This window comes from Diaphorobacter limosus, assembly GCF_033100095.1.
Classification (GTDB): Bacteria; Pseudomonadota; Gammaproteobacteria; order Burkholderiales; family Burkholderiaceae_C; genus Alicycliphilus; species Alicycliphilus limosus.
On sequence record NZ_CP136921.1, the window covers coordinates 3530357 to 3551620 of the forward strand.

General features: G+C 60.4%; 18 protein-coding genes and 3 pseudogenes. 14 read left to right on the forward strand and 7 right to left on the reverse strand.

All coding sequences use genetic code 11. From position 1 onward, the window contains the following. Positions 1 to 222: 222 nt before the first annotated feature. Both istA and istB read left to right on the forward strand, forming a co-directional pair. A complete protein-coding gene (gene istA / locus P4826_RS16945; RefSeq protein ID WP_317703784.1) occupies positions 223 to 1749 on the forward strand; it encodes an IS21 family transposase in 1527 nt (508 codons plus the stop codon). Then, positions 1742 to 2527: an IS21-like element helper ATPase IstB gene (gene istB / locus P4826_RS16950; RefSeq protein WP_317701530.1), complete on the forward strand. Its 786-nt coding sequence runs from the start codon at positions 1742 to 1744 to the stop codon at positions 2525 to 2527. Before istA ends, istB begins: the two co-directional genes overlap by 8 nt. Positions 2528 to 2688: 161 nt before the next feature. Here the strand turns inward: istB and P4826_RS16955 are convergent. After that, positions 2689 to 3089 (reverse strand): annotated as a pseudogene (locus P4826_RS16955) (transposase); the annotation flags it as partial. A 106-nt stretch (positions 3090 to 3195) separates the two neighbouring features. Here P4826_RS16955 and P4826_RS19740 point away from each other — a divergent pair. After that, a pseudogene (locus P4826_RS19740) lies at positions 3196 to 3276 on the forward strand (XRE family transcriptional regulator); the annotation flags it as partial. 26 nt (positions 3277 to 3302) lie between these two features. On the opposite strand, the pseudogene P4826_RS16960 reads toward P4826_RS19740, so the two are convergent. Beyond that, a pseudogene (locus P4826_RS16960) lies at positions 3303 to 4346 on the reverse strand (site-specific integrase); the annotation flags it as partial. Positions 4347 to 4637: 291 nt separating this feature from the next. Between P4826_RS16960 and P4826_RS16965 the strand changes: the two are divergent. The 8 genes from P4826_RS16965 to P4826_RS17000 all read left to right on the forward strand — a co-directional run bounded on the left by P4826_RS16965 (position 4638) and on the right by P4826_RS17000 (position 15055). Then, on the forward strand, positions 4638 to 5729 hold the full coding sequence (locus P4826_RS16965; protein ID WP_317701532.1) for a site-specific integrase: 1092 nt from the start codon (positions 4638 to 4640) through the stop codon (positions 5727 to 5729). Between the two features lie 323 nt (positions 5730 to 6052). Next, positions 6053 to 6544 (forward strand): helix-turn-helix domain-containing protein, encoded by a 492-nt coding sequence (locus P4826_RS16970; RefSeq protein WP_317701533.1) that lies wholly within the window; start codon positions 6053 to 6055, stop codon positions 6542 to 6544. Beyond that, positions 6541 to 7197, forward strand: coding sequence for a nucleotidyl transferase AbiEii/AbiGii toxin family protein (locus P4826_RS16975; RefSeq protein WP_317701534.1), 657 nt, complete (start codon positions 6541 to 6543; stop codon positions 7195 to 7197). The genes P4826_RS16970 and P4826_RS16975 overlap by 4 nt, the downstream gene beginning before the upstream one ends. 144 nt (positions 7198 to 7341) lie before the next feature. Continuing rightward, positions 7342 to 8028, forward strand: a complete 687-nt coding sequence (locus P4826_RS16980) for a helix-turn-helix transcriptional regulator (RefSeq protein WP_317701535.1) — start codon at positions 7342 to 7344, stop codon at positions 8026 to 8028. Beyond that, complete coding sequence (locus P4826_RS16985; protein ID WP_317701536.1) at positions 8025 to 8243, forward strand: hypothetical protein; 219 nt, start codon at positions 8025 to 8027, stop codon at positions 8241 to 8243. Before P4826_RS16980 ends, P4826_RS16985 begins: the two co-directional genes overlap by 4 nt. Before the next feature lie 70 nt (positions 8244 to 8313). After that, entirely contained in the window at positions 8314 to 8559 is a 246-nt protein-coding gene (locus P4826_RS16990; RefSeq protein ID WP_317701537.1) for a hypothetical protein, read from the forward strand. A gap of 81 nt (positions 8560 to 8640) precedes the next feature. Further along, positions 8641 to 13503, forward strand: a complete 4863-nt coding sequence (locus tag P4826_RS16995; RefSeq protein ID WP_317701538.1) for an AAA domain-containing protein — start codon at positions 8641 to 8643, stop codon at positions 13501 to 13503. Then, positions 13496 to 15055, forward strand: a complete 1560-nt coding sequence (locus P4826_RS17000; protein WP_317701539.1) for a hypothetical protein — start codon at positions 13496 to 13498, stop codon at positions 15053 to 15055. The genes P4826_RS16995 and P4826_RS17000 overlap by 8 nt, the downstream gene beginning before the upstream one ends. Positions 15056 to 15112: 57 nt before the next feature. On the opposite strand, the gene P4826_RS17005 is transcribed toward P4826_RS17000, so the two are convergent. The 3 genes from P4826_RS17005 to P4826_RS17015 are packed head-to-tail and all read right to left on the reverse strand — an operon-like array spanning position 15113 to position 16937. Then, the gene (locus tag P4826_RS17005) at positions 15113 to 15664 is read right to left on the reverse strand and encodes a hypothetical protein (protein WP_317701540.1); all 552 of its coding nucleotides are present in this window, start codon (positions 15662 to 15664) and stop codon (positions 15113 to 15115) included. Beyond that, positions 15661 to 15951, reverse strand: a complete 291-nt coding sequence (locus P4826_RS17010; RefSeq protein WP_317701541.1) for a hypothetical protein — start codon at positions 15949 to 15951, stop codon at positions 15661 to 15663. The genes P4826_RS17005 and P4826_RS17010 overlap by 4 nt, the downstream gene beginning before the upstream one ends. Further along, positions 15948 to 16937 carry a hypothetical protein gene (locus P4826_RS17015; RefSeq protein ID WP_317701542.1) on the reverse strand — a complete coding sequence of 330 codons (990 nt, stop codon included), beginning with the start codon at positions 16935 to 16937 and terminating at the stop codon, positions 15948 to 15950. Before P4826_RS17015 ends, P4826_RS17010 begins: the two co-directional genes overlap by 4 nt. 99 nt (positions 16938 to 17036) lie before the next feature. Here P4826_RS17015 and P4826_RS17020 point away from each other — a divergent pair, with 99 nt between their 5' ends. The 3 genes from P4826_RS17020 to P4826_RS17030 all read left to right on the forward strand — a co-directional run bounded on the left by P4826_RS17020 (position 17037) and on the right by P4826_RS17030 (position 19321). Then, complete coding sequence (locus tag P4826_RS17020; protein WP_317701543.1) at positions 17037 to 17921, forward strand: hypothetical protein; 885 nt, start codon at positions 17037 to 17039, stop codon at positions 17919 to 17921. Then, a complete protein-coding gene (locus P4826_RS17025; protein WP_317701544.1) occupies positions 17918 to 18628 on the forward strand; it encodes a metallophosphoesterase family protein in 711 nt (236 codons plus the stop codon). The genes P4826_RS17020 and P4826_RS17025 overlap by 4 nt, the downstream gene beginning before the upstream one ends. Before the next feature lie 135 nt (positions 18629 to 18763). Continuing rightward, the gene (locus P4826_RS17030; RefSeq protein ID WP_317701545.1) at positions 18764 to 19321 is read left to right on the forward strand and encodes an HAD domain-containing protein; all 558 of its coding nucleotides are present in this window, start codon (positions 18764 to 18766) and stop codon (positions 19319 to 19321) included. Between the two features lie 27 nt (positions 19322 to 19348). On the opposite strand, the gene P4826_RS17035 is transcribed toward P4826_RS17030, so the two are convergent. Both P4826_RS17035 and P4826_RS17040 read right to left on the reverse strand, forming a co-directional pair. Next, positions 19349 to 20656, reverse strand: a complete 1308-nt coding sequence (locus tag P4826_RS17035; RefSeq protein WP_317701546.1) for a HipA domain-containing protein — start codon at positions 20654 to 20656, stop codon at positions 19349 to 19351. Further along, positions 20653 to 20931 (reverse strand): helix-turn-helix domain-containing protein, encoded by a 279-nt coding sequence (locus P4826_RS17040; RefSeq protein WP_317701547.1) that lies wholly within the window; start codon positions 20929 to 20931, stop codon positions 20653 to 20655. Before P4826_RS17040 ends, P4826_RS17035 begins: the two co-directional genes overlap by 4 nt. Between the last annotated feature and the right edge of the window lie 333 nt (positions 20932 to 21264).

Genomic DNA, 21264 nt, shown 5'->3' on the forward strand with positions numbered 1-21264 from the left:
CATCGTGGCACTTTGATGCCGTTCTGCGCAAATACGCGCTGCGCTTGGGACGGGGAAGTCCCTTTCATTCGTTAGGCGGCTTGGTGATCTTACTGGCCCGATCTGTGTTGACGCCGACCGAAAACTGAGCCACTTTTTGCGGTGATGCCGACGCAAATTTGAGCCAGGTGTTTTACCTACCCTGCTGCATTTTTGAGCAGGGGAATGAAGAAGGTGATCACCATGGACATGATTGGCAAGATCAGGCGGATGCACCGCCGGGACAAGAAGACGAAGAGGCAGATATCGAGGGAGACGGGGCTATCGAGGAACACGGTGGCCAAGTGGCTCGATGAGGTTGAGTCGCTCGAGCCCAAGTACCGCCGGGAGGCGGTCAAGACCACGAAGCTGTCGGCCTATGAGGCCGAACTCACACAAGCGTTGAAGGCCGATGCCAGGCGGCCCAAGAAGGAGCGGCGCACGGCCAAGGCGCTGTTTGCGCAGATCAAGGCGGCCGGATACGAGGGTGGGTACACACGGGTGACGGACTTCATCCGCAAGTGGCGCCAAGGCAAAGGCCAGGGCGATGCAGCCAAGGCTTTCGTGCCCCTGACGTTCGAGCTGGGCGAGGCCTTCCAGTTCGACTGGAGCGAAGACGGGCTGGTGATCGGTGGGGTGTACTACCGGCTGCAGGTCTCGCACATGTTGCTGTGCGCCAGCGGCGCGTTCTGGCTGGTGGCCTACCCCAGCCAGGGCCACGAGATGCTGTTCGATGCCCACACACGCAGCTTTGAGGCCCTGGGCGGCGTGGCGCGCCGGGGCATTTACGACAATATGAAGACGGCCGTTGACAAGGTCAAGAAGGGCAAGGGCCGCGTGGTCAACGCCCGCTTTGCCGCCATGTGCGCGCACTACCTGTTCGATGCGGACTTTTGCAACCGCGCCAGCGGCTGGGAGAAGGGGCGCGTGGAGAAGGACGTGCAGGACAGTCGCAGGCGCATCTGGCTGGAGGCCGGGCAGCGGCGCTTTGGCAGCTTTGCCGAACTCAACGCCTGGCTGGGCGAGCGCTGCCGGGCCCTGTGGCAGGAGTTGCGCCACCCGCAGCACAAAGAATTCAGCATCGCTGAGATGCTCGAACTCGAGCAAGAGCACCTCATGCCCATGCCTGCGGCGTTTGACGGCTACGTCGAGCACCCGGTGCGGGTCAGCAGCACCTGCCTGGTGACAGTGGCGCGCAACCGCTACTCGGTGCCCTGTGAATGGGCAGGGCAGATGGTCAGCACGCACCTGTACCCGGCGCAGATCGTGGTGGTGGCCGGCGATACCGTGGTGGCCACGCACGAGCGCCTGAGCGAGCGCAACCAGAGACGCTACGACTGGCAGCACTACGTGCCACTGATCGAGCGCAAGCCAGGGGCGCTGCGCAACGGCGCTCCGTTTGCCGATCTGCCCGACCCCTTGCAACGCATGCGCCGCGCCCTGCTGCATCAGGACGGCGGCGACAAGGTCATGGCGCAGGTGCTGGCCGAAGTGCCCAAGCAAGGGCTGGACGCGGTACTGGTGGCGGTGGAGCTGGCGCTGCAGAGCGCCCCACCCTCAGGGCGGGTGAGCTGCGAACACGTCATCAACGTGCTGGCACGCTTGCAGGCACAGCCCCTGCCCGAGACAGTTGCGACCATCCTGCAGGTGAGCCAGGCCCCCCTGGCCGACACGGCACGCTACGACAGCCTGCGCACAGACATTGTCGTGCAGGAGGCCGATCATGCGTGAGTTGGACAAAGAGCTCAAAGAGCTGCGCCTGTATGGCATGGCGGGGGCCTGGGAGGATCTGGTCAAGCAAGGCGGTCATGCGACATTGGAGAGCTCGCGCTGGTTGCTGGAGCACCTGCTGCAGGCCGAGGCGGCGGACGGTGCCATGCGCTCGATCAGCTACCAGATGCACACGGCCAAGTTCCCTGTGCACCGCGACCTGGCGGGCTTTGACTTCGAGTGCTCGCCGGTGGGCAGAAAGCTGATCGAACAGCTCGCAGGCATGGCGTTCACCGAGCAGGCGCACAACGTGGTGCTGGTAGGTGGCCCCGGCACGGGCAAGACGCACCTGGCCACGGCCATCGGCGTGGCGGGCATCACGCGCCATGGCTCACGGGTGCGGTTTTACTCCACAGTGGATCTGGTCAACGCGCTGGAGCAGGAGAAGGCCCAGGGCAAGGCGGGGCGCATCGCAGCGAGCTTGCAGCGCATGGATCTGGTCATCCTCGATGAACTGGGTTATCTGCCCTTCAGCCAGGCTGGAGGTGCCTTGTTGTTCCATCTGCTCTCCAAGCTCTACGAGCACACCAGCGTGATGATCACGACCAACCTGGACTTCAAGGAGTGGTCCAGCGTGTTTGGCGACGCCAAGATGACCACGGCGCTGCTGGATCGGCTCACGCACCATTGCCACATCGTGGAGACGGGCAACGAGTCGCACCGCTTCCTGCACAGCACGGCCGTGGCCAAGAAACGCATCAAGGCACGTGAACAGGCACACAAGGGGCAGCCGTTTTGAAGGCCAGAAGGCAAGCCGCTGGCGCGGCTTGCCTTCTTCAATACCGATGACAACAGTCCTTCAAGGAGATTACGAACCGGGATCAGGCACTACACTTATCCACAGCCGGCCCTCTCAGGCTGGCTTGCAGCCCTGGCTCAAAATTCAAGCGGCACGGTGGCTCAATTTTGAATCGGCGCCAACACCGATCTGGTAAATCGGTCCTCGTAGAGGATCGCAAATTGGTTCATCGCTGATTTCCAGTGGTTGGCCGCCCGCCCCCAGTCCGCGGTGATGTTGCGCAGCGCCAGCCAGATCAGCTTGGTGGCCGCCTCGTCGCTGGGGAAGTGGCCGCGCGTTTTGATGATCTTGCGCAGCCGTGCGTTCACGCTCTCGATGGCGTTGGTGGTGTAGATCACGCGCCGCACCTCGGGCGGGAAGGCGAAGAACGGGATGACCTTGTCCCAGGCCCGGCGCCAGGCGCTGACCACGGTCGGGAACCGCTGCCCCCAGGGCCGGCCGCAAACGCATCCAACTCGGCCTCGGCCGCCTCGGCGCTCACCGCGGTGTAGATGGGTTTGATGTGTTGATTTCCACCCAGAACTGACCCACCTTCACGGGTAATTTCCATCCAAATCTGACCCACGTAAGAACCCTAACCTGCTGCTTTTAGTGGCAGGAGTACAGGAGTGATTGACGTGGCGACATTGAGTGTCATCAGGCGTTGGGCACTGCGAGAGCATCTGTCCTGGCGCAGTGCGAGCTTGCGTGCACGCCCGTTCTTGGTTTCAGGAAGGTAGGCCGTCTTGGCTTCAAAGTCGATGCGGTCCCAAGTCAGATTCACGGTCTCGCCGCGGCGCGCTCCTGTCATGACCTGGAAGAGGTAAAAAGCTTGCAGATAGGGCTCGACATGAGCCTCTTCCTCGGCCTGCGCCCGCAGGCGATTTCGAACCTCCACCAATACCTTCTTGCGGGCGCTCAGGCTGGTGAACTGCATGTTCGACATTTCCTGGTCGGCAAGTTCGCGCAGAACGGGCTGGACGGCGCGCTCCAGGTCCAGTTGGGCGAGCGCTTCCAGCAGCCGACGCTCTTCGTCGGCAGAAATCCGGCGGTCGCGCTCGTTGAAGAAGTCCGGGCGCCGCACGGCGTCCATCGGGTTCTTGGCGAGGTTGTAGTCCCAGACTTTCAGTGCCACCTTGAAGATGGCCTTGAGTCGGTCGATTTCCGGGTCAACCGTTCCCTTTGCGACGACCTCGAGGCGCTCGTCGATGAAGCCCTCGATGTCGACCGTGGTGACCTCTGCCAGGCGCTTGTGAATCCAGGCGAGTTCCGTGCTGGGTTGGCGCATCTTGAATTTGGGCTGGCGCACCTTGCGCCCCCGCGCCCGAAGCTCTTCACGGTATTGGGCGAGCAATTCGATACCTCGGGGCCCGCTGTCCTCGAGCCAGCCCTCCAGAACGTAGGCCAGCACCTCGCCGCTTTTCTTGCGGCTGGTTTCTTCGAGCAGATAGCGCACCAGGATGTCCGCGAAAGTGACCTTCAGGGCGGCTGTGTAGTCGATGAACAGGCCGCGCTTGCGCTCTTCGCTGGTCTTCTCGATGAACTGGGTGGCCGCTGCTTCTGACTCGAAAGTGGCTTCGAGCGGTTTGTGCCCCCGCTCGCGGATGCGGACCAGCCAGCTTTCGTCGAGCTGCTCGGCGCGAGGTTTGTAGCCCTGGGCGCGCAGCTCCTTCATGTAGGCCTCGACTGCGGCCACCTTGCTGAAGCTGAAGTGCTGGGTCAGGTCGGGCTTGTTCTTGACGGTGACGCGAAAGCGGCTGCGGTTGGCGATGTGTGCCATGGATATCTCCGTTGAATGAGGAGACTCCTGTAGGCAGAGCGCTTATACGCAATCGGTTGCGGCGCCCTTGAATCTCTGCCGTTTGGCACAGAATTGGCACAGAACCGCCAGAAAACAAAACAGCCGCGTCGTGGCAGCTGTTCTAAGTGCTTGATTTACAAGGTATTTCTGGTCGGGGTGAGAGGATTCGAACCTCCGGCCTCTACGTCCCGAACGCCTATTTATTGCCAATAAAATCAATGTGTTGTACGATGAAACCCATTATTTGGGACACTTCGGGGACACGGGCCGGTGGGCACTATTACAAAACGCGGAGAGCTGCAGTGGCAGGCCAAGGTCAGGCGCCGTGGTTTCCCTGCGCAGTCACGAACCTTCTCCTACAAGGAGGACGCCGAACGCTGGGTTCGCGCGATGGAGCGCGAGCTGGAGACGACCGGTTTTATCGACCGCCGGGAGGCCGAGCGCAGTACCTTGGCCGACATCCTTTTGCGGTACGCGCAGGAAGTCACGCCGCAGAAAAAATCGGCAGTGATGGAGTCCACCAAGATCAAGCTCTTGCTCAGGGATGCCGCCCTTACGCAGATCAAGATTTCGGCCTTGAACAGTTCGATTGTTGCCGCCTGGCGTGACCGCCGCCTCAAGCAGGTCAGCGGGGCTACGGTCAACCGCGAGATCGATGTTCTGTCGGCTGCAATCAACCACGCGCGGCGTGAGTGGGGCATCCATATCGAAAACCCCGTGCCCCTGGTACGCCGACCGGAGAAGGCCAAAGCCAGGGACAGGCGCTTTTCGGACGAAGAGATGGTGTACCTGCTCGCGGCCTTGACGGGTGGTGAACGCCTGGCCGATGGCACGTTCAGCAAGGGGGCTCGTAACCCATGGCTGCAACCTCTGGTGGAATTGGCGGTGGAGACCGCCATGCGCCGAGGAGAGTTGTTGTCGTTGCGATGGGAGTGTGTGAATCTGGCTCGGCAGACCGCGTTTCTGCCCGACACCAAGAATGGCGACTCACGTATGGTGCCCCTGTCGCGCAAGGCAGTGTCCATCCTGCAGGAACTGCAGGTCTTGGCTGGTGCAAACGACGCCCATGAAGGGCCGGTGTTTCAGACGACGGCCATGGCTTTGCGCAAAGGATTCAAGCGCGCCCTGGAACGTGCCCAGCAGCAGTACAAGGAAGACTGCCGAGCAGCCAGTAAACGCCCTGTTCGTGGCTTTCTGGAGGATGTCCATTTCCATGACACCCGCCACGAAGCTGCATCGCGCTTGTCGGAAAAGCTGAGCAACGTTCTGGAGTTGTCCGCCGTGACCGGTCACAAGGACTTGCGCATGCTCAAGCGTTACTACCATCCCCGTGCCGAAGACCTGGCGAAGAAGCTGGGGTAGCTGAGCCAGCCTCGACTGTGGACAAGGCTGTGTTCTGAACGGGTTGTCCTCGTTATATCGCCCCTTGAGAGTTCGATACATCGCCCCTGATCGTGTTCTGGGGTGGGGTTCGTTAGATCGCCCCTTGTCGATTCGTTAGATCACCCCTTCTCTATACCTATAGCGTGTTCCTATAGCCTTCCTTTAATTCTTGCTGGTAGCGCTTGCGTATCAGTGGAAAAGTCTGCGGGTGCTGAGGCAGGGCAAGTTGAATTGAATTGACCGGAAGCGTGTCGCAGTCTAGTATGTCAAATATTTTAGACATTTCAATTTCTCCGCCAACCATGAATCTGATCGAAATCGGCCATGTCGTAGGAGCCCGGCGTGCCGAGCTGGGCCTGACTCAGGCGCAACTGGCACACCTGAGCGGCCTGTCGCGCCAGACCGTGGTCGGGCTGGAAAAAGGCACATTGAGTGATCTGGGTGTCAACCGTGTTGGGCAGGTGATGGCGGTGCTGGGGCTCGATAGCGCCAAGCCGGACATCCAGGCGCGGCGCAAAAAGCGTGGCTTGTGGATGGCGGCCAAGACGGCCAGTGTCAGCTACGTGCATGAGCTGGTTCCCGAGGTGCTGGAGCAGGTGCTGGCCAGCGGCGACGTGCCGCCTGCGTTCGCCCCACACCTGACCCATCTGCTGGATGAGGCCCCCGTGCCCACCGTCGTGATGGCGGTAGAGGAGGCTGCGGCGCATGCGCATCTGCCGCCTCGGCAGGTCTGGCGCAACGTCGCAAAACTCGCAGAGGCGCTGTCTGTCCATCGCCGGGCGCTGTGGGCATGAAAACCGATTCGTTGCCCAGCGGGGCTTGGGAAAGCCTGTTTCCGCGTGCGTTGGCCTTGATCGACGAGATCAGCAAGTACGGCGGCATGGCAGACCCGTTCTGGACCTTGGGCGGTGGAACCGTGTTGATGTTCCGCTACCGTCACCGGTTGAGCAAGGACATCGACATCTTTGTGCCTGATCCGCAGTACCTGGGTTTTGTCACCCCACGGCTGAGCGATACGGCGGCGGATATGACCGAGGACTACACGGAACAGCCGGGCATGTTCGTCAAGCTCCAGTTCGAAGAGGGTGAGGTGGACTTCGTATCCGCCCCCAATCTGCTGGATGACGCCTGGGATACCTGGGAAATTGGAGGACGTGCCGTCAAAGTGGAAACAGCTGCCGAGATCATCGCCAAGAAGATGTATCACCGTGGCGACCGTGCCACTGCACGTGACCTGTTTGATTTGGCGTTGGTGATCGAGCGAGAGCCGCAGCAGCTTTTGGCGGCAAAGCCATTCTTGTTGCGCCATCGGAGTGCCTTCCTGACTCAGATTCGGCAGCCGCATGCCAGTCTGCAGGCTGCGTTTGGCGCTATCGCTACGCTGGATTACACACCCAGCTTCGACCACTGCGTGGCCGTGGCGGGTGGATTCCTGGACAGCCTGTAGCGGTTCAGGTGGCGCAGCCAAACCAAGCCGACCTTGCCGACAGTGGGATGGGGATGCAGGGTTGTTGTAGAGGTTCGTGGAGCGTATCAAAAAAATGATCAATAATTTGACCAAAAAATGGAAATTGGTTAAATTAATGATCAAATGAGTTCTCATGAATCGCATGTCCTCCTTGAACGCCAACTGCTTCTGCAGCTTGGCGACCGTCTCAAGCACCTGCGCAAGACCCAGCGCCTGGGCACGGTAGAGCTTGCGGCGCGCGCAGGCATGACGCGCAACACCCTGCGCTCGGTCGAGTCGGGTGATCCCGCGCCGTCCATCGGCACCTATCTGCGCGTCATGTCCATCCTGGGCGTTGGTGGTGATCTGGCATTGTTGGCGGGCGATGTCTTGCAACCGGCGCCTGCGCGCTCCGCCGCCGCACGTTCCCGGCATCCCGCGCCCGTGGTGCAAGTGCGCGTGCGTGCCGATCCAACCAGACACCAGCTGCAGGACCTACAAAGCCTGGCCCTGCATGAAGAAGCCGTGCGGCTGGCCAAGGCCGACCCTGCTCAGGTGCAGCAGGCAAAGGACACGCTCCAGCGCTGGCTGGCTACTGGAGATGTTCGCTCTGCAGCCTTGTGGCGTGAGTGGGAGGACATCCTGAAGGCGGGCGCCTGGCGCAAGGTGTTGGCCCACACCCGCCGCGCGCAGCAACTGCGCCAGGCATCACCGCTGGTCACGACCCTGTCGGCCGAGACCCGTCAGGCCATCCTGCAACAGGTGGGCGAACTCAAGAAGGGGATTGCGATCGGCGATGAGCTGGGCGCTGCGCCCGAGGAGCAACCATGACGCGCGAAGAGCTGGAGCACATCATCCGTGCCAGCGGTGACATCACCGACCAGTACGAATTCGTCATTGTCGGCAGCCAGTCCATCCTGGGCGCGGTGCCCCGGCCCGAGGAGGTGTTCACGGTGTCCATGGAAGCGGACATCTATCCCCTGCAGGCGCCGGAGCTGGCCGACAGGATCGACGGCTCCATTGGCGAATGGCTCGCAGTTCCATGAAACCTATGGCTACTACGCTCAAGGTGTTGGCCCGGAAACGGCGTGCCTGCCAGCGGGCTGGATGCAGCGCGTGCATCGCATCCAGAACCGCAATACGCAGGATCGCATTGGGTACTGCCTGGACGTTGTCGATCTCTTCCTGTCCAAGGCGGCGGCCGCACGGGAGAAGGATCGGGAGTTCTGCATCGCGCTGCTGCAGTACGGCTATGTGAACCTGGAAGCCGCCTTGGCGCTCGTGGGCAACATGCCCCTGAATGCCAAGGCGCAGCAGACATTGCGGGCGACGACGCGTCGGTGGGCAAAGAGTTCCACCTGAATCGCTCCACAGGCGAATTCAAATTCATCTCGCGTAGTTGTTTCTTCTATAGTTGCACGATTGGAAAGGGAGTTAAGAAGAGTGCGAATTCACTATCTGAGCGCCCAAGGCGTTCTCGAAGTAGAGCAAGGCGCGTTGCGCGAGTTGGAGCGCAGTCTCCCCCGCGACTGGATGGGTTTCGCAGCGTTTAGGCTGCTCGCTAGAGGATCGAAGCTCCCTTTGGATGTGGATCTCTTGATCCTTACTTACAACCGCATTCTTGTCGTCGAGTTGAAGAACTGGGCCGGCGACATCGAATACTCGGCAGGACAGTGGATTCACAAGGGAACGCCAAAGAAGTCGCCAGTAGAAGTCAACGACAACAAGGCACGCGTTCTCAAGGGGTTTATCAAGGACAAGAACTCCGCATTGACGGTGCCCTTCATCGAGAATGTCGTTGTTCTGTGCCACCCGCAATGTCGGCTCGTGCGTTTTCCGGATGAGGAGAGGCGCTTTGTCATGACGCTGGCCGACTTCTGCCACGCGGCCTCAGACCCTGTCCGCTACAAGGCGAAATTCCCCGATACCCCTGTGGGACAGCCATATCGGTCGAAAGATCCATTGCCCGATCGCCAGAAGTACGAGCGAATCTTCTCCAACCAGAGCGAGGGTATTCTTGAGCGCCGCATGGTTCTGCACGGCTTCGAGCAGGCGGACACAACCGCAGACTACGATCACCCGAAGAAAATCTGGACTGAATTCCGTGCCGAGCACCGAGAAAATCGTGGTTCCAAGGCACTGCTTCGCAAGTGGAACTTCCAGGAACTGGCTGGCGGTGGCACCACGTCCGTGGAGCGACAAACCATCGGGCTGCGCGAACTGCGTTTGAACGAAATGCTGCGCGTGCAGGCGCCAGAACTGCATGCGGACTTGCTTGAGCCAGTGGCGCCCGCCACTATCGATGATGTCACCACCAATTTCGTCGAGGCATACCGATTACCCGGAAGCATTGAGCGGCTTGCGGAGCATCTCTCGCGTCAACCGAACATGGCGCTTGAGGAGCGGCGTGCGCTGGCACTGAGCATCCTGGCCCGATTCGCAAAACTACACACGCTGGGCATCGCCCACCGGGACATCACGAAAAAAACTCTATGGGTCATGGAACCGGCTCGCGTGATCCTTTCGACATTCGCTGCCGCTCGCGCCCCCGGGACCTTGACTGTCGGCGTACATCGGTTCGAGTTGGAGACTGGCTCCATCGACCTCCCTGAAGACGACGGTGCTGATGAGCGGAAGTCGTCCACAGATCCATTCGCCCGCGATGTTTTCCTGCTCGGCGTGCTGGTGTACGAGATGCTGGAACGCAAGGAGTTAGAGCGGGTCAATCGCGTTCCGCTCTACGACGCCAAGCTGCCGCTTCAATTACCAGCCCTCGCCCAATGGTACGAGCGTGCCATGGACTGGGAGCCATCGGCGCGGTTCCGGTCCGCCGTCGAGGCGTTGGATGCCCTAAATGACTGCTTTGCGGTCGAGAGCGGTCCCACAGTATCCGAGTCCGATTTCGATGCGTACCGCACCGAGGCTAGTCCGTTCACTTTGCCGATGAAGGAACAAATCTCGTCGGGTGGCGGCAAGATGGTTTACTTGTCCGAGCGCGACGGGGTCAAGGTCTTGGTGAAGTGCTGGACGAATCTGAAGTACGACCCCAAGTACGGAGCCCGTAACTTGCGGCTCCTTGGATTCCTACAACAAGCGAGATCGTTGCGTCAATCTGGTTTTGATGCCGCTCCGGATGTCCTGGATTTTGGCATGGGGCAGTTCGGCCTGATCTTGGTCACCCGTTGGGTAGAGGGCAGCACCTTGGCAACATGGTTGGGTACAGAGCCCAGCGCACGTCGGCGCGCGGTCGTAGCCTTGTCCCTCTTTAACGCGGTATGCCGATTGCACGCGTTGGGCTTGAGCCATGGGGACTTGAAGGCCCACAACATTGTCATTGCCATGGCTAGCGAAAGTGAGGACGAACGCGCCGTCCTGCTCGACGTGCCGGACCTTAGCGCCGACGGCGACGAGGGGCTGACAGTCGGCAGTGTGCCACCCGTTTTGGAATCAGCCTCGCCGCAGCATCGCGACCTCTATGCCGTTACGCAAATTGGTCTCGATCTGCTCACGGACGAATTTCCGAACACCCGTAGAGATGCCGAACGTGCGTTCGAGCTTGGGGACGCATTGCCTCCGGTCGAACTCTTGGCTGAGACGCTGAAGGGCGAACTATCACCCCGGATCGATACGGCACCAACGTATTTGGTCTTACTTAGACGTCGTGGCCGCGATGTTTCTCCACCTCTGGACTTGGACAGCAATAACGGCGAGTTCTCAATCGGTGTCGTTCGCGATGAGTATGCAGGCGAGCAACGGTTCATCGTGACAGGTGTAAGGCAGCAGCTATTCATCAAGTTCGATTTGACAAGAAAAATTGCTGTGCATGCGACATTGAAGGAGATTGGCCATCAGGAGTTCGTGAGCGCGTACAAGCGTCGTAGCTTTGTATTGCGCGCGAAAATTCACGTCGCATGGCACGACACAGCCGATGCCACGGCGTTGGGCGAAGACTTGTATGAGCTGTACATCGACAGCCTGCCAGAAAGTGGCGTCCAAGACGCCGGGTGGCGCCGACCGACTATCGATCCCTATGCCCAAGGTGCAACGCGTACAGATGACTCTAGGAGCATCACTACAGGTGAACTCTGGAGCGCTTTGGCCAGCACCGACGACATGAACGGAGCATCCATTACTGTTCGAGCTGGTGCGCGGCAAGTTCCAGAAGGAAGCGGCAGCTGGCTCATTCCCTTCGACCTCGATGGCGGTGTTCTTGACTTCTCCGAGGACGAGCGCATCGAACTGCTCGAACGCGGCCACGACCCGATTGACGGCGGCGATCGCTGGTACACAGTTGGTATCGTCGCGCCAGACATTGGCAAGGATGTCATTCGTGTTCAGCAGACGAGTCTTCGCTTTGGTCCCAAGGAAGGTATATCGCTGTTTCTGCGCGGCGCACTGGAGCGATCGGCATCGGAGCGCCGAGTGGCCGCCATGAACCGGGTTCTGGCGGGTGGCGCACTCATTCCCCGGATCGTTGATTACTTTGATCCCGGCACGGAATTGATGCCATACCAAGCGGAGGTCGCAGACTTGGGAGATTTGTCCAAGTACGAGTTGAATGACCAGCAGGCCGAGGCGCTGCGCACTGCCATCTCGTTCGGTCCGGTGTCACTGCTCCAGGGGCCACCGGGCACTGGCAAGACGAAATTCATAGCGTCCTTCGTGAATCTCGTTCTTTCGCGCGGCTTGGCCAGCAACGTTTTGTTGGTCAGCCAGTCGCACGAAGCCGTCAACAACGCGATGGAGAAGGTGGTTGATCTAAGCATCAAAAGCGGTATGAACGACACGATGGTCCGCATTGGGTTGCCGTCGATGGTTTCACCGCAGCTGAGGCACATTCAAGAGGATGCGCTTCGACAACGCTACCGCGAGGCCTTCGACGCTGAGTTGAAGCAGCGCGTGCGCACCGTGGGCTACGCGATGGGCCTGCCGCAAGAGTACGTCCGAGCCGCAGTCGAGATGCACACGAGCCTCGGGACTCTGCTAGAGCGCATTTGCTACATTGAGCGAGCGCAAAACAACAATGAGGATGGTTCGGAGGCATCTTCGACCCACATACAGCGCCTGCGCGAAGTGTTCGTTGAGATTGCCTCGGCACGATTCGGCATTGAACTCGCATCGACCGATGATCTGGGGGCCGTCCTAGAAGCCGAGTTGGCCGATTTGGCCACTCTGCATGATTCGCCGAGTCCTGCAAAGTGCTTACGGCTCGGTCAGATTGCAAGGCTATCCACCGAATTCTCCCAAGTCCTACGTAATCCGCGTTCGAATTTCACTGCTTTCCTGACACGTAGCGCCAGCGTGGTTGCCGGTACGTGCGTCGGGGTTGGCAAGCACGCGCTGGGCATTGTGGATCTGGCCTATGACTGGGTCATCGTGGACGAGGCTGCACGGGCGTCTCCTATGGAACTCGTCGTCGCGATGCAGGCTGGAAAGCGAGTGCTCATGGTTGGAGATCATCTGCAATTGCCACCAACTTATCCCGTTGCGGTGGAAGAGAACGCTGCGCAGATGCTGGGTATTTCGCGCGGGGAGTTCCGCCGGATGAACAACTTTCAGAGGGCGTTCTCGTCGAACTATGGTAAGGCAGTTGGCCGCACGCTCTTGCGTCAATACCGCATGGCTTCTGCAATCAATCAAGTCGTATCGCACTGCTTCTACAAGAATGCTCTGGAGGTCGGCAGAGACGCGCCCGGCCCCGAGTACGATGAACTGCCTGGCTATCTGGCTAAGCAGGTCGTTTGGGTGGACACCAGCGATCAGGCGCGCAGCGCCTTCCACCGCAGTGCGGGAACGCATGAAGGCGCACTGGAGAACGAAGCCGAAGCCGTGGCAGTCGTTGACATCGTTAGGAGCATTGCCAAGTCAGGCGACTTCCTCCGGCGTGTTCGTGAATTGGATGGAGATACGCACCCACCAATCGGGATCATTGCCATGTATGCCGCGCAGCGAGACCTTGTTCGACGTAAGCTGGAGCAGGCTGACTGGGCTGCAGACATCCGCGACCTGTACAGCGTGGGCACGGTTGATAGCTATCAAGGCAAGGAAAATCGAATCATCATCTTGTCCGTGGTACGCAACGACACTTCAAGGACAATCGGATTCCTCTCTGACCCCGAGCGTATCAACGTCGCAATGTCAAGAGCCAGGGATCGACTCATCGTGGTCAGTTCATCGGCAATGTGGCAGTCGCATCCAAGGTCACCCATGCACAGCGTGCTAGAGGAAATTAGGAAACTCGCTGCCAGCGACCTCGCGGCTTTCGTACCTTCGCAAGACTTAAAGCGGAGCGTTGCCCATGCGTGAGCGCTTCAACACCGTTGCGGTTGCCATTCCGGCGCAGCAGTTTCACGTGCGTTGCCATGTCTCGATCGAACGACAGGTTCCCGTAATGACGGACTTCGCCGTTCGGCTACTGCATCTCACTGGGCCGCTTGAAATCAATGCCATGCAGGAGTACTTCGGTCTCAGTAGCAGCCAGACCATCGACCTCATCGACCTGCTGCGCAGCGAGGGCCTCGTCGAAGAGTCCGGTGGCCGGTACTCCCTCACATCCTATGCTGAGGGCCGCTTTGTTGGTTCTAGCGATGACCTGCCGAGATTCACTAGGATCGTTGAACGCCAGAGCAGGCCGGTCTTCGAGCTTCTCTCGTACACGCCCATCCCGAAGGCGCTATCTGGAACGTATTGGGACAACGCACTCGAACTCGAATGGGCATCGAACGACGAGGCGCATGGTCAAACCGTCGAGCGTGCGGAGGCAGCCTTCCATCAGCACTTTCTCGACATTGAGCGTTTTCAGCAAGACGAAGAATGGCGGCGGGCTTTCTCCTGCTACAAGGTGGATAGCATCACGTCCGGGCGGCCTTTCAATGTCCCGCTCCCGGTTCACTTCGAGGTGGATCTCGATGGGAACGTTGAGTTCGATGTTGACACGCAACTTGATCTCCTTCCTGACGAACTGCGTTCGCGGGTTCGGCGACTCACGGCGGATCGTATCGGTAGCCTCAAGGCGCACAGCGACTACTTCAAGGGGTTCGTGGACTTCTTCGAGGACGCGCTCTTGTTGCGATACCTGCCTGTTAGCAGAGCCGACGGGAAGTCGGCGAGCTCTGTCATTCAATCCGGGCACAAGCTGGTCTTGCGTAAGCCTCTGGACTTCGACTTCCAGCGCTATATACGAGAGGTCCATGGTGGAGCGGACGGTGAGGTCTATGACGATAAGCGGAGTCGCGCTCTGCTCGGCGCCCTCTATATGCCGAAGAACCAGGATCGTTTGGTTGAGGCCCTCTCCGCCGCAGCCGACCACTTCAAGAGGGCAGCCACTGCCGATACGAGCTACCCGCTTGAAATGCTCTGGGTGATTCCGGAAACGGACTTATGGGGGCGTACTGAGCTTGTGCGCCGATTCATCGAGAGGCTGAGCGCTACCATTGCCAATGTATGGGGCGAGCCAGTTGACGTTGTGGGAATTGCCCCTGCGCTTCAAGACGAACCGGTCGAACGCATACGCAAAAGAGGCAATCTTCTCTTGGATGCTGGCTTTAGTAAAGTTTACCTCGGACCGTCGATTGCGAGGTTCGAGCGATTCGAGACGATGGTTTTGCCTGGTGTGTACGGCGCGGCGATGTACCAATGGAAGGTGCCTTCGATGGATGTGCTGAGCGTACCAATAGGATTTGGTACGCACTCTCCGAAGGCACTTCATCGCCTTTCGAAACTTGCACGCAACGCTGGGGCGAACGCGCTTCATCGCGTCTGGCGTGGCTCAGGCAAGGACGGCGAAGACAGGAAATTGAAATACACGGCGGCATCGGCTTCGGATTTTTTATACCTTGACGACTTTGTGATGGATTAAGTGATGGTTTCTGCGTTTTGATGCGGCGATTGACAGCCATCCCCGTTTCCCAGGCGATCAACGCGCTGCGTGCTGACAAGCCACCGACGATTGGTACTTGATGCTGTCATTGCCCACAAAAACCTCGGACGCCGCGCCTACCAGCAAGGTCGTCTTCTTGCTGGTCTGCTTGAAGTAGGACGGCTCATCGGTGTCCGCCTGTTCGTCGATCCGGCTGACGCCCAGCCGTTTGGCCATCTGTTTGCCGGTCTGGCGTTTCAGATAGACGGTCGCCTTGTTCTCGCCCTCTGCGGCAGTCACCAGCGCTGCCACCACCTCGTCCCCGAACAGCGAAGGGCGAGGACTCTTTTGTGGAGGCAGAAAGAAGCCATCAGCCCCTTTGACCAGGCCGATTGCGCGGAGCCTGGATTCCACTTCATCGGTCTTGAGCACCGTTCCGGCCTTGCATTGCAGCAAGGATTCAAGCTGCTGTGCAGCGGCTGAGGGTGCGGCTGTTGGAACATTGGCATCGAGCAGCGGCACGGGCATTTGTGCCCATGCCAGGCCAACGCCGAACACGGCCAAGCCACATGCAAGCCAGCGCCGCAGAGCACGCAGATTCCGATTCATGATGAGTTCCTTTCCGAACGACGTTCCAACCTCCACCGCTGGCGTTCCAGCAGGGCCTGAAAATGGTCTGCACCGGGCGCATTCCATTGCGGCCACTCGGGCGGCAGATCGGGCTCGGGGCGCGGCGCCACGCGCAAGGCCAGCAACTCCAGCCGCCCCGGAAAATGCCTCAGCAAATCAGCAGCCAGGGACTGCTCCTGCCCCACGATGGTGTTGACACACAGCAGCAGGTCTTGCGCGGCCTTGCGCAACTCTGCCGCCAGCTCGGCGGCTTCGTTGGTGTTCATGGATTGCCTCCCTCGGTATCAGGTGACGGCATCCGTAGCCCGGCATAGACGAAAGCCCGTTCCTCGGGTGCGAAGGCGATGAGTTCTCCGCCATCCCACAGCGGGAAGGTGCAAACCGTTTTCCCCATGCGCAGGAATTCCTGTCGAACGTACTGCGCCAGGGCTTGCAGGTCATGCAGCGCAATGTTTTCTGGCGGCTCAGCCGCAGAAATCACCAGATCGGTGGGCGCCACGTGCACCAGTTCCAGGCCCACGCGCAGGAACGCCAGTACCAGCAGCGAGCGTGACGGCTCCTGGTCAAGATAGCCCGGTAGCGCGGCCAGCGTTTCTTCGTAGTGCAGCGGCTTGCGCTTGGCCATGATGAACTCGCGCAGCCGCGCAAACACATCGTCAAGCGCCTGCAGGCCTTTGGTGTTGATCCTGGTGCCGATGTCCCTGTCCTGGTTCAGATCGCCATAGGCGTCACTGGTCAGCCAGGCATGGCGCGCGACCGTGTCCACCACACAATGCAGGATGTTTTGCGCCAGGCCGTCGCTGCGCTCGACCAGGCCGAACTCGATGGCGTCCAGCCCGTTGAGGGTGACCGTGGCCCACAGGCCATTGCGTTCGTCCCCATGCAGGCACTGCGTGGCCATGCCCTGCAGCGGAATGATGAAACCCAGCTCCTCCAACTTGCCCAGCAGCAGCTCGACCGTGGCGTTGATGGGTGTCGGTGGTGGCGTGGGCGCGGCGGTGCCCTGGAGCGGTTCGGGCTGCGCCGGTGGCAGCCGCCCGCCAAACCGCGCCTCGTACCACTCGCCCAGGATTTCTGTGGCGAGCTCGGATTCGCGCAGGCCTCGGGTCTTGGCCTCGTGCCGGATCGCATCCGCCAGACGCATGTCCAGCATCCAGTTGGTTTGCGCCATCGCGCCCTGGGCCTTTTTGCGCTCCCGGTAGCGGCGTTGGTATTCGGCGGAGGACTGCCTGCCGGTTCGTGGACGTGCCATGCTTGTTTAATTAACAACACTAGTTAAACTAACTATCCATGAAATTGCCCTTCCATGCAAGCCCATGCTGGTGATAACAATCCTTCACGGGAGATGAACATGACCGCCAACCATACCCAGCCCATGAGCCAGAAGCAGGCCGACGCTCTACGTCGGGAGTGGGCCTTGCTGCTCAAGATGGGTTACGCCAGCCAATGGACGTCCGCGCAAAAGATGGCCCGACAGGAGGAAATTGCCACCCTGCTGCTGCACGCGGGTCAGGCCTTGCCACGGGGGATGACCCGGCAGGAATTGCTCGCCAGCGTATCCATCCGCAACGCGGAAGGCGGGCGCTACTACGTTGATCTGGCAGACATCCCGCAGCCATGGCGGGATGAGTTCTGGGCGGCGCTTCATGGCTCCGGGCGCCCCATCGTCGAGGGGGTAGAACGTGCTGCCTACGCCTGGGACTGGGAGGGTTGGGTGTGCGGCCAGGCGTTCGGCGATCCAGCCGTGATGCAGACACTTCACCAGCTTGCCGAATATCCGGTGCTGGCGGCTCTTGCCGCGTCGCGCACTCAAGCCGCCAGGCTTGATGGCCGGGCCTGCCGCTACCTCTACGAGGCTGCTGGATCGGTGTTGGCGCAGTACGAGGTGTCGGAGAACGAGCGCGCCTTCATGCAGCAGTTGGGTGTGGTCGTGCAGACGAATCCACGCGAGGCCGAAGAAGTCATGCTGATGAGCTGCCTGGAGGTTGCCCAAGGTGTTCGTGAAATGCCTTGTTCTGCGCAGCAGGCCAATGTCATGCGTGTGGCGGCGATGGTCATCGGCAGGAGCTTTCCTGCTTCACAAAAGAGGCTATCGGCGGCTGCGGCAAGGTACTTCGAAGCGCATCCCGGCGAGGAGGTTGAATCGGCAGAGATCGTCAGGCGCGGCTGGGTTTCCAACTTGCCGCGCTTGTGCGATCGTCTGGAGCGCAAATTGCGAATGGCGAGGGCGCAATGATTTACTTCTTTGGCGACACCCACGGCCACTTCCAGCATGTGCTGGAGATCGTCTCCAGGGATTGCCCGGCTGCCATCGTCTTCCTGGGCGACCTGCAGGCGCAGCGACCGCTGGACGTGGAGCTGGAGTCCATTCTTGGGATGACCGAAGTGTGGTTCATCCACGGAAATCACGACACGGATTCCGATGCCGACTACGACCACTTGTTTGGTTCAGCGCTGGCAGACAGGAACCTGCATGGCCGCGTCGCCGTGGTCAATGGCGTGCGCATTGCCGGACTGGGCGGTGTGTTCCGGGGGCAGGTATGGACGCCGCCGGTGGACTGGCTCTACGAGTCATCCAAGGAGTTCACCGCGCGCTGCGGCAGGGGCAATCGCTGGCGCGACGGCCTGCCGCGCAAGCACCGCAGCTCCATCTTTCCGGAGGATTACTTTCGCCTGGTCTCGCAACGCGCCGATATTCTGGTGACGCACGAGGCGCCCAGCGCGCATCCGCATGGCTTTGATGCGATTGATGAACTGGCGCGCAGCCTGCGGGTCGGCAAGGCGTTCCATGGCCACCACCATGACTGTCTGGACTACAGCCGCGATCAGGCGCGGCTGGGGTTCGCGGCCTTTGGTGTGGGGTTTTGCGGGGTGACCGACATGAACGGTGGCTGCATTCAGCCGGGGAAGTTTGACTATGCGCGGGCAGGGCGCCTGCGGTAAAGGAATGGATGACTTGCCTTGTTCCTACAAGGTCGAAATCACGGTGACGGGTCACTTCTGCCCTGCGTGCGATGACACACGAAGATGGCTCCGCCATGTAGGTGCACACCGAAGGACATTTCTTGAAAGATCAAGGTGATTCTGTTCCTGGATTTTGACGGAGTCCTGCACCCTGACGAGGCGTACTTGGTCAAGGGCCGTCCAGTGCTGCGCGCAGAAGGCGCTCTGTTCATGTGGGCGCCACTGTTGGTGGGTGCGCTGAAAAATTACCCAGGCGTGCAGATCGTTCTCAGCACGAGTTGGGCGCGTGAATTGAGGTTCACGCGGGCACGCAGCTTCCTTCCGCCCGAGCTGCAGCAGCGCGTCATCGGCGCAACGTGGAACAGCCGCATGGCATCCAATGACTATGGCGATTTCTATACCCGAAACAGAAATACGTGGTGGGATCGGGCGACCCGCTATCAACAAATTCGGCGCTATGTGGATAGGGCGCAACTGGTGAGCTGGCTGGCCATTGATGATGCGCCAGAGGGATGGGCCGACGCTGACCGCGCTCGGTTGATTCAGACCGATCCTCAGCAAGGACTGGGCGATCCTGCAGCCATAGTCCGTTTGCAGGGGCTTTTGGAGTCTGCAGTGAGGCAAACACAGCCGCAGCGGATGCAAACTCCATGTCGGGGCGGTGAAAAATAAGGACACATCGCAATTGGCACCAACCCGTCAACGAATTTGTCGAGCCATCTCTTTGATGACGGTATGCGAAATGGCCCTGACACAGCGGGACTCACCTGCCATCGTCGCCGCCAGCTCAGGTTGGGCATGGGCGATCTGGGTGTTCTCGGCTTCGACTTCGCCATACAGCGCTTCAGCCTCGGAAACGATGCGGCTGCGCAGACTCTCCAGCAGGCGCTCGGCCGTGCCTTTGACCAGGTTCAGCGCCGCACCGGCCTCCAGCAACAGGCCCCGGCGAATGTCCGAGAAGTGCCGCACGCTCAGGATCGGCCAAGCCAATTGGGTTTGCGCAGGCCAGCCGCTTTTGTCGAAGGCCGGTGAGTCGTACGTTGCGACGCTCAGCAGGTCGTAGAACGGCGCCAGCTGAACGCCCTCGTGCGACACCAGAAAGCTGAGGTTTTTCAGGTGTGCGTCGCTGTTGCCGACGAGCACATTGAACACCAGCCAGCCAAACAGCCGCGAACGCGCCACCGCCGGGCTGCGGCAGGCATTGGCCAGCGCGGCCAGGCTTTCCAGGCTGCCTTGGGTGTATTTGAAACTGCGATCTAGCCCCAGCAGCTGGCAGGCGTCGATCGCATGGCGGCGCTGCCAGCCTTGCTCACCAGCGATCCGGTCAAAGCGGGCGATCAGGTAAACGGGCGATGGCACGTAACGCCGATGCACCTCAGGCACATCCAGGCCCAGCCGCCTGGCCAGGCGCATCACAAACCATTCGTTGATCACGGAATGGGGGTAGTCCGCGTCCGGGTGATCGGGCTTGAGGATGTGGGTGGAGGGCGTGGCGCCCGCTGGCTCAAACAACGCGCCATCTTGCAAAACGACGGCCAGCTTGTGCTGCGCACCGGCCAGCGACATGCGCTTGACGGCGGCGTGCGTCAGCGGTGCCCTGGGCAACTGGCGGATGCGCGCCTGCAGCGCATCGTCGGGCAAGGGGCGCAAGGGCTCGGTGGTTTGCGGCGCGGCCTCTGGCGGCAGCAAGGTCAGCGACCCGGCGGATTCCGCCCCGTACCAGGCCAGCAGGCCAAAGGCGTCCGCCGCATCCAGCCGGGCATCCTTGGCCAGCAACACCCGTTGATCTTCTTCCGGCAGCAGATTGTCAAAGTACCACTGCACCGGGCGCTGGCTGGCGCCATCCAGCAAAGGTTGCGCAGACAAGGGAATGTGCGGGCTGAGCGCAAAGCCCTTGGGGTTGGCCAGCCAGTCCGGGGTGTACTGAAAACTCCACAGCCCTGCCACTTCCTGCAAACTGCCAACTTCCTGCTGATTGATTGATGCGCGCAAAGAGCGGCCACTCATGGCTTGCCCTTGCCCTTGTCCTTGTGATTGGCCGGGTCGTTCAGATAAGCCGCCACGCTCTCGGGCACGTCCACCATGACCCGGATGCCCAGGCCCTCCAGCACCTGAAAGAGCTTGCCCCACTGCACCGTCTCGCCGCCGCACTCGATCTTGCCCAGGAAGTTCTCGCTCACGCCGATGCTGCCTGCGGCGTCGTCCTGGCGGATCTTCTGCACCTTGCGGCTGGCGCGCACCACCTGGCCAATGGCGGCGGCGTTGGGGATGGGTATGTGCATGGTTAATCCTCGCGTTTGAGAGGATTTTCTATCATGCTGGAGCGTTTGACAACGAATCCTTACGATTGTGTGGATTCTTGAGAATCCGACGCTATGGAAGGATAAATCCTGACAATCTGAGGGATTCGCAATTCTGCATGGCTTGGCTGGTGCCAAGGTAACGCCATCGTTTCAGGCCACAAGACCGCGCGTGGCGGCAGCGCGGCAAGTGGCCGCAAAAGGAGCCGTCGCTTCGGACGCAGGAACGCGCGGCTTTGTCCCCAGGAGCCGCCGTGCCCGATTTCTCCCGCAATCTGACCCAGCGGCCCCATTCTTTGTGCTTGGCCAGCCAGC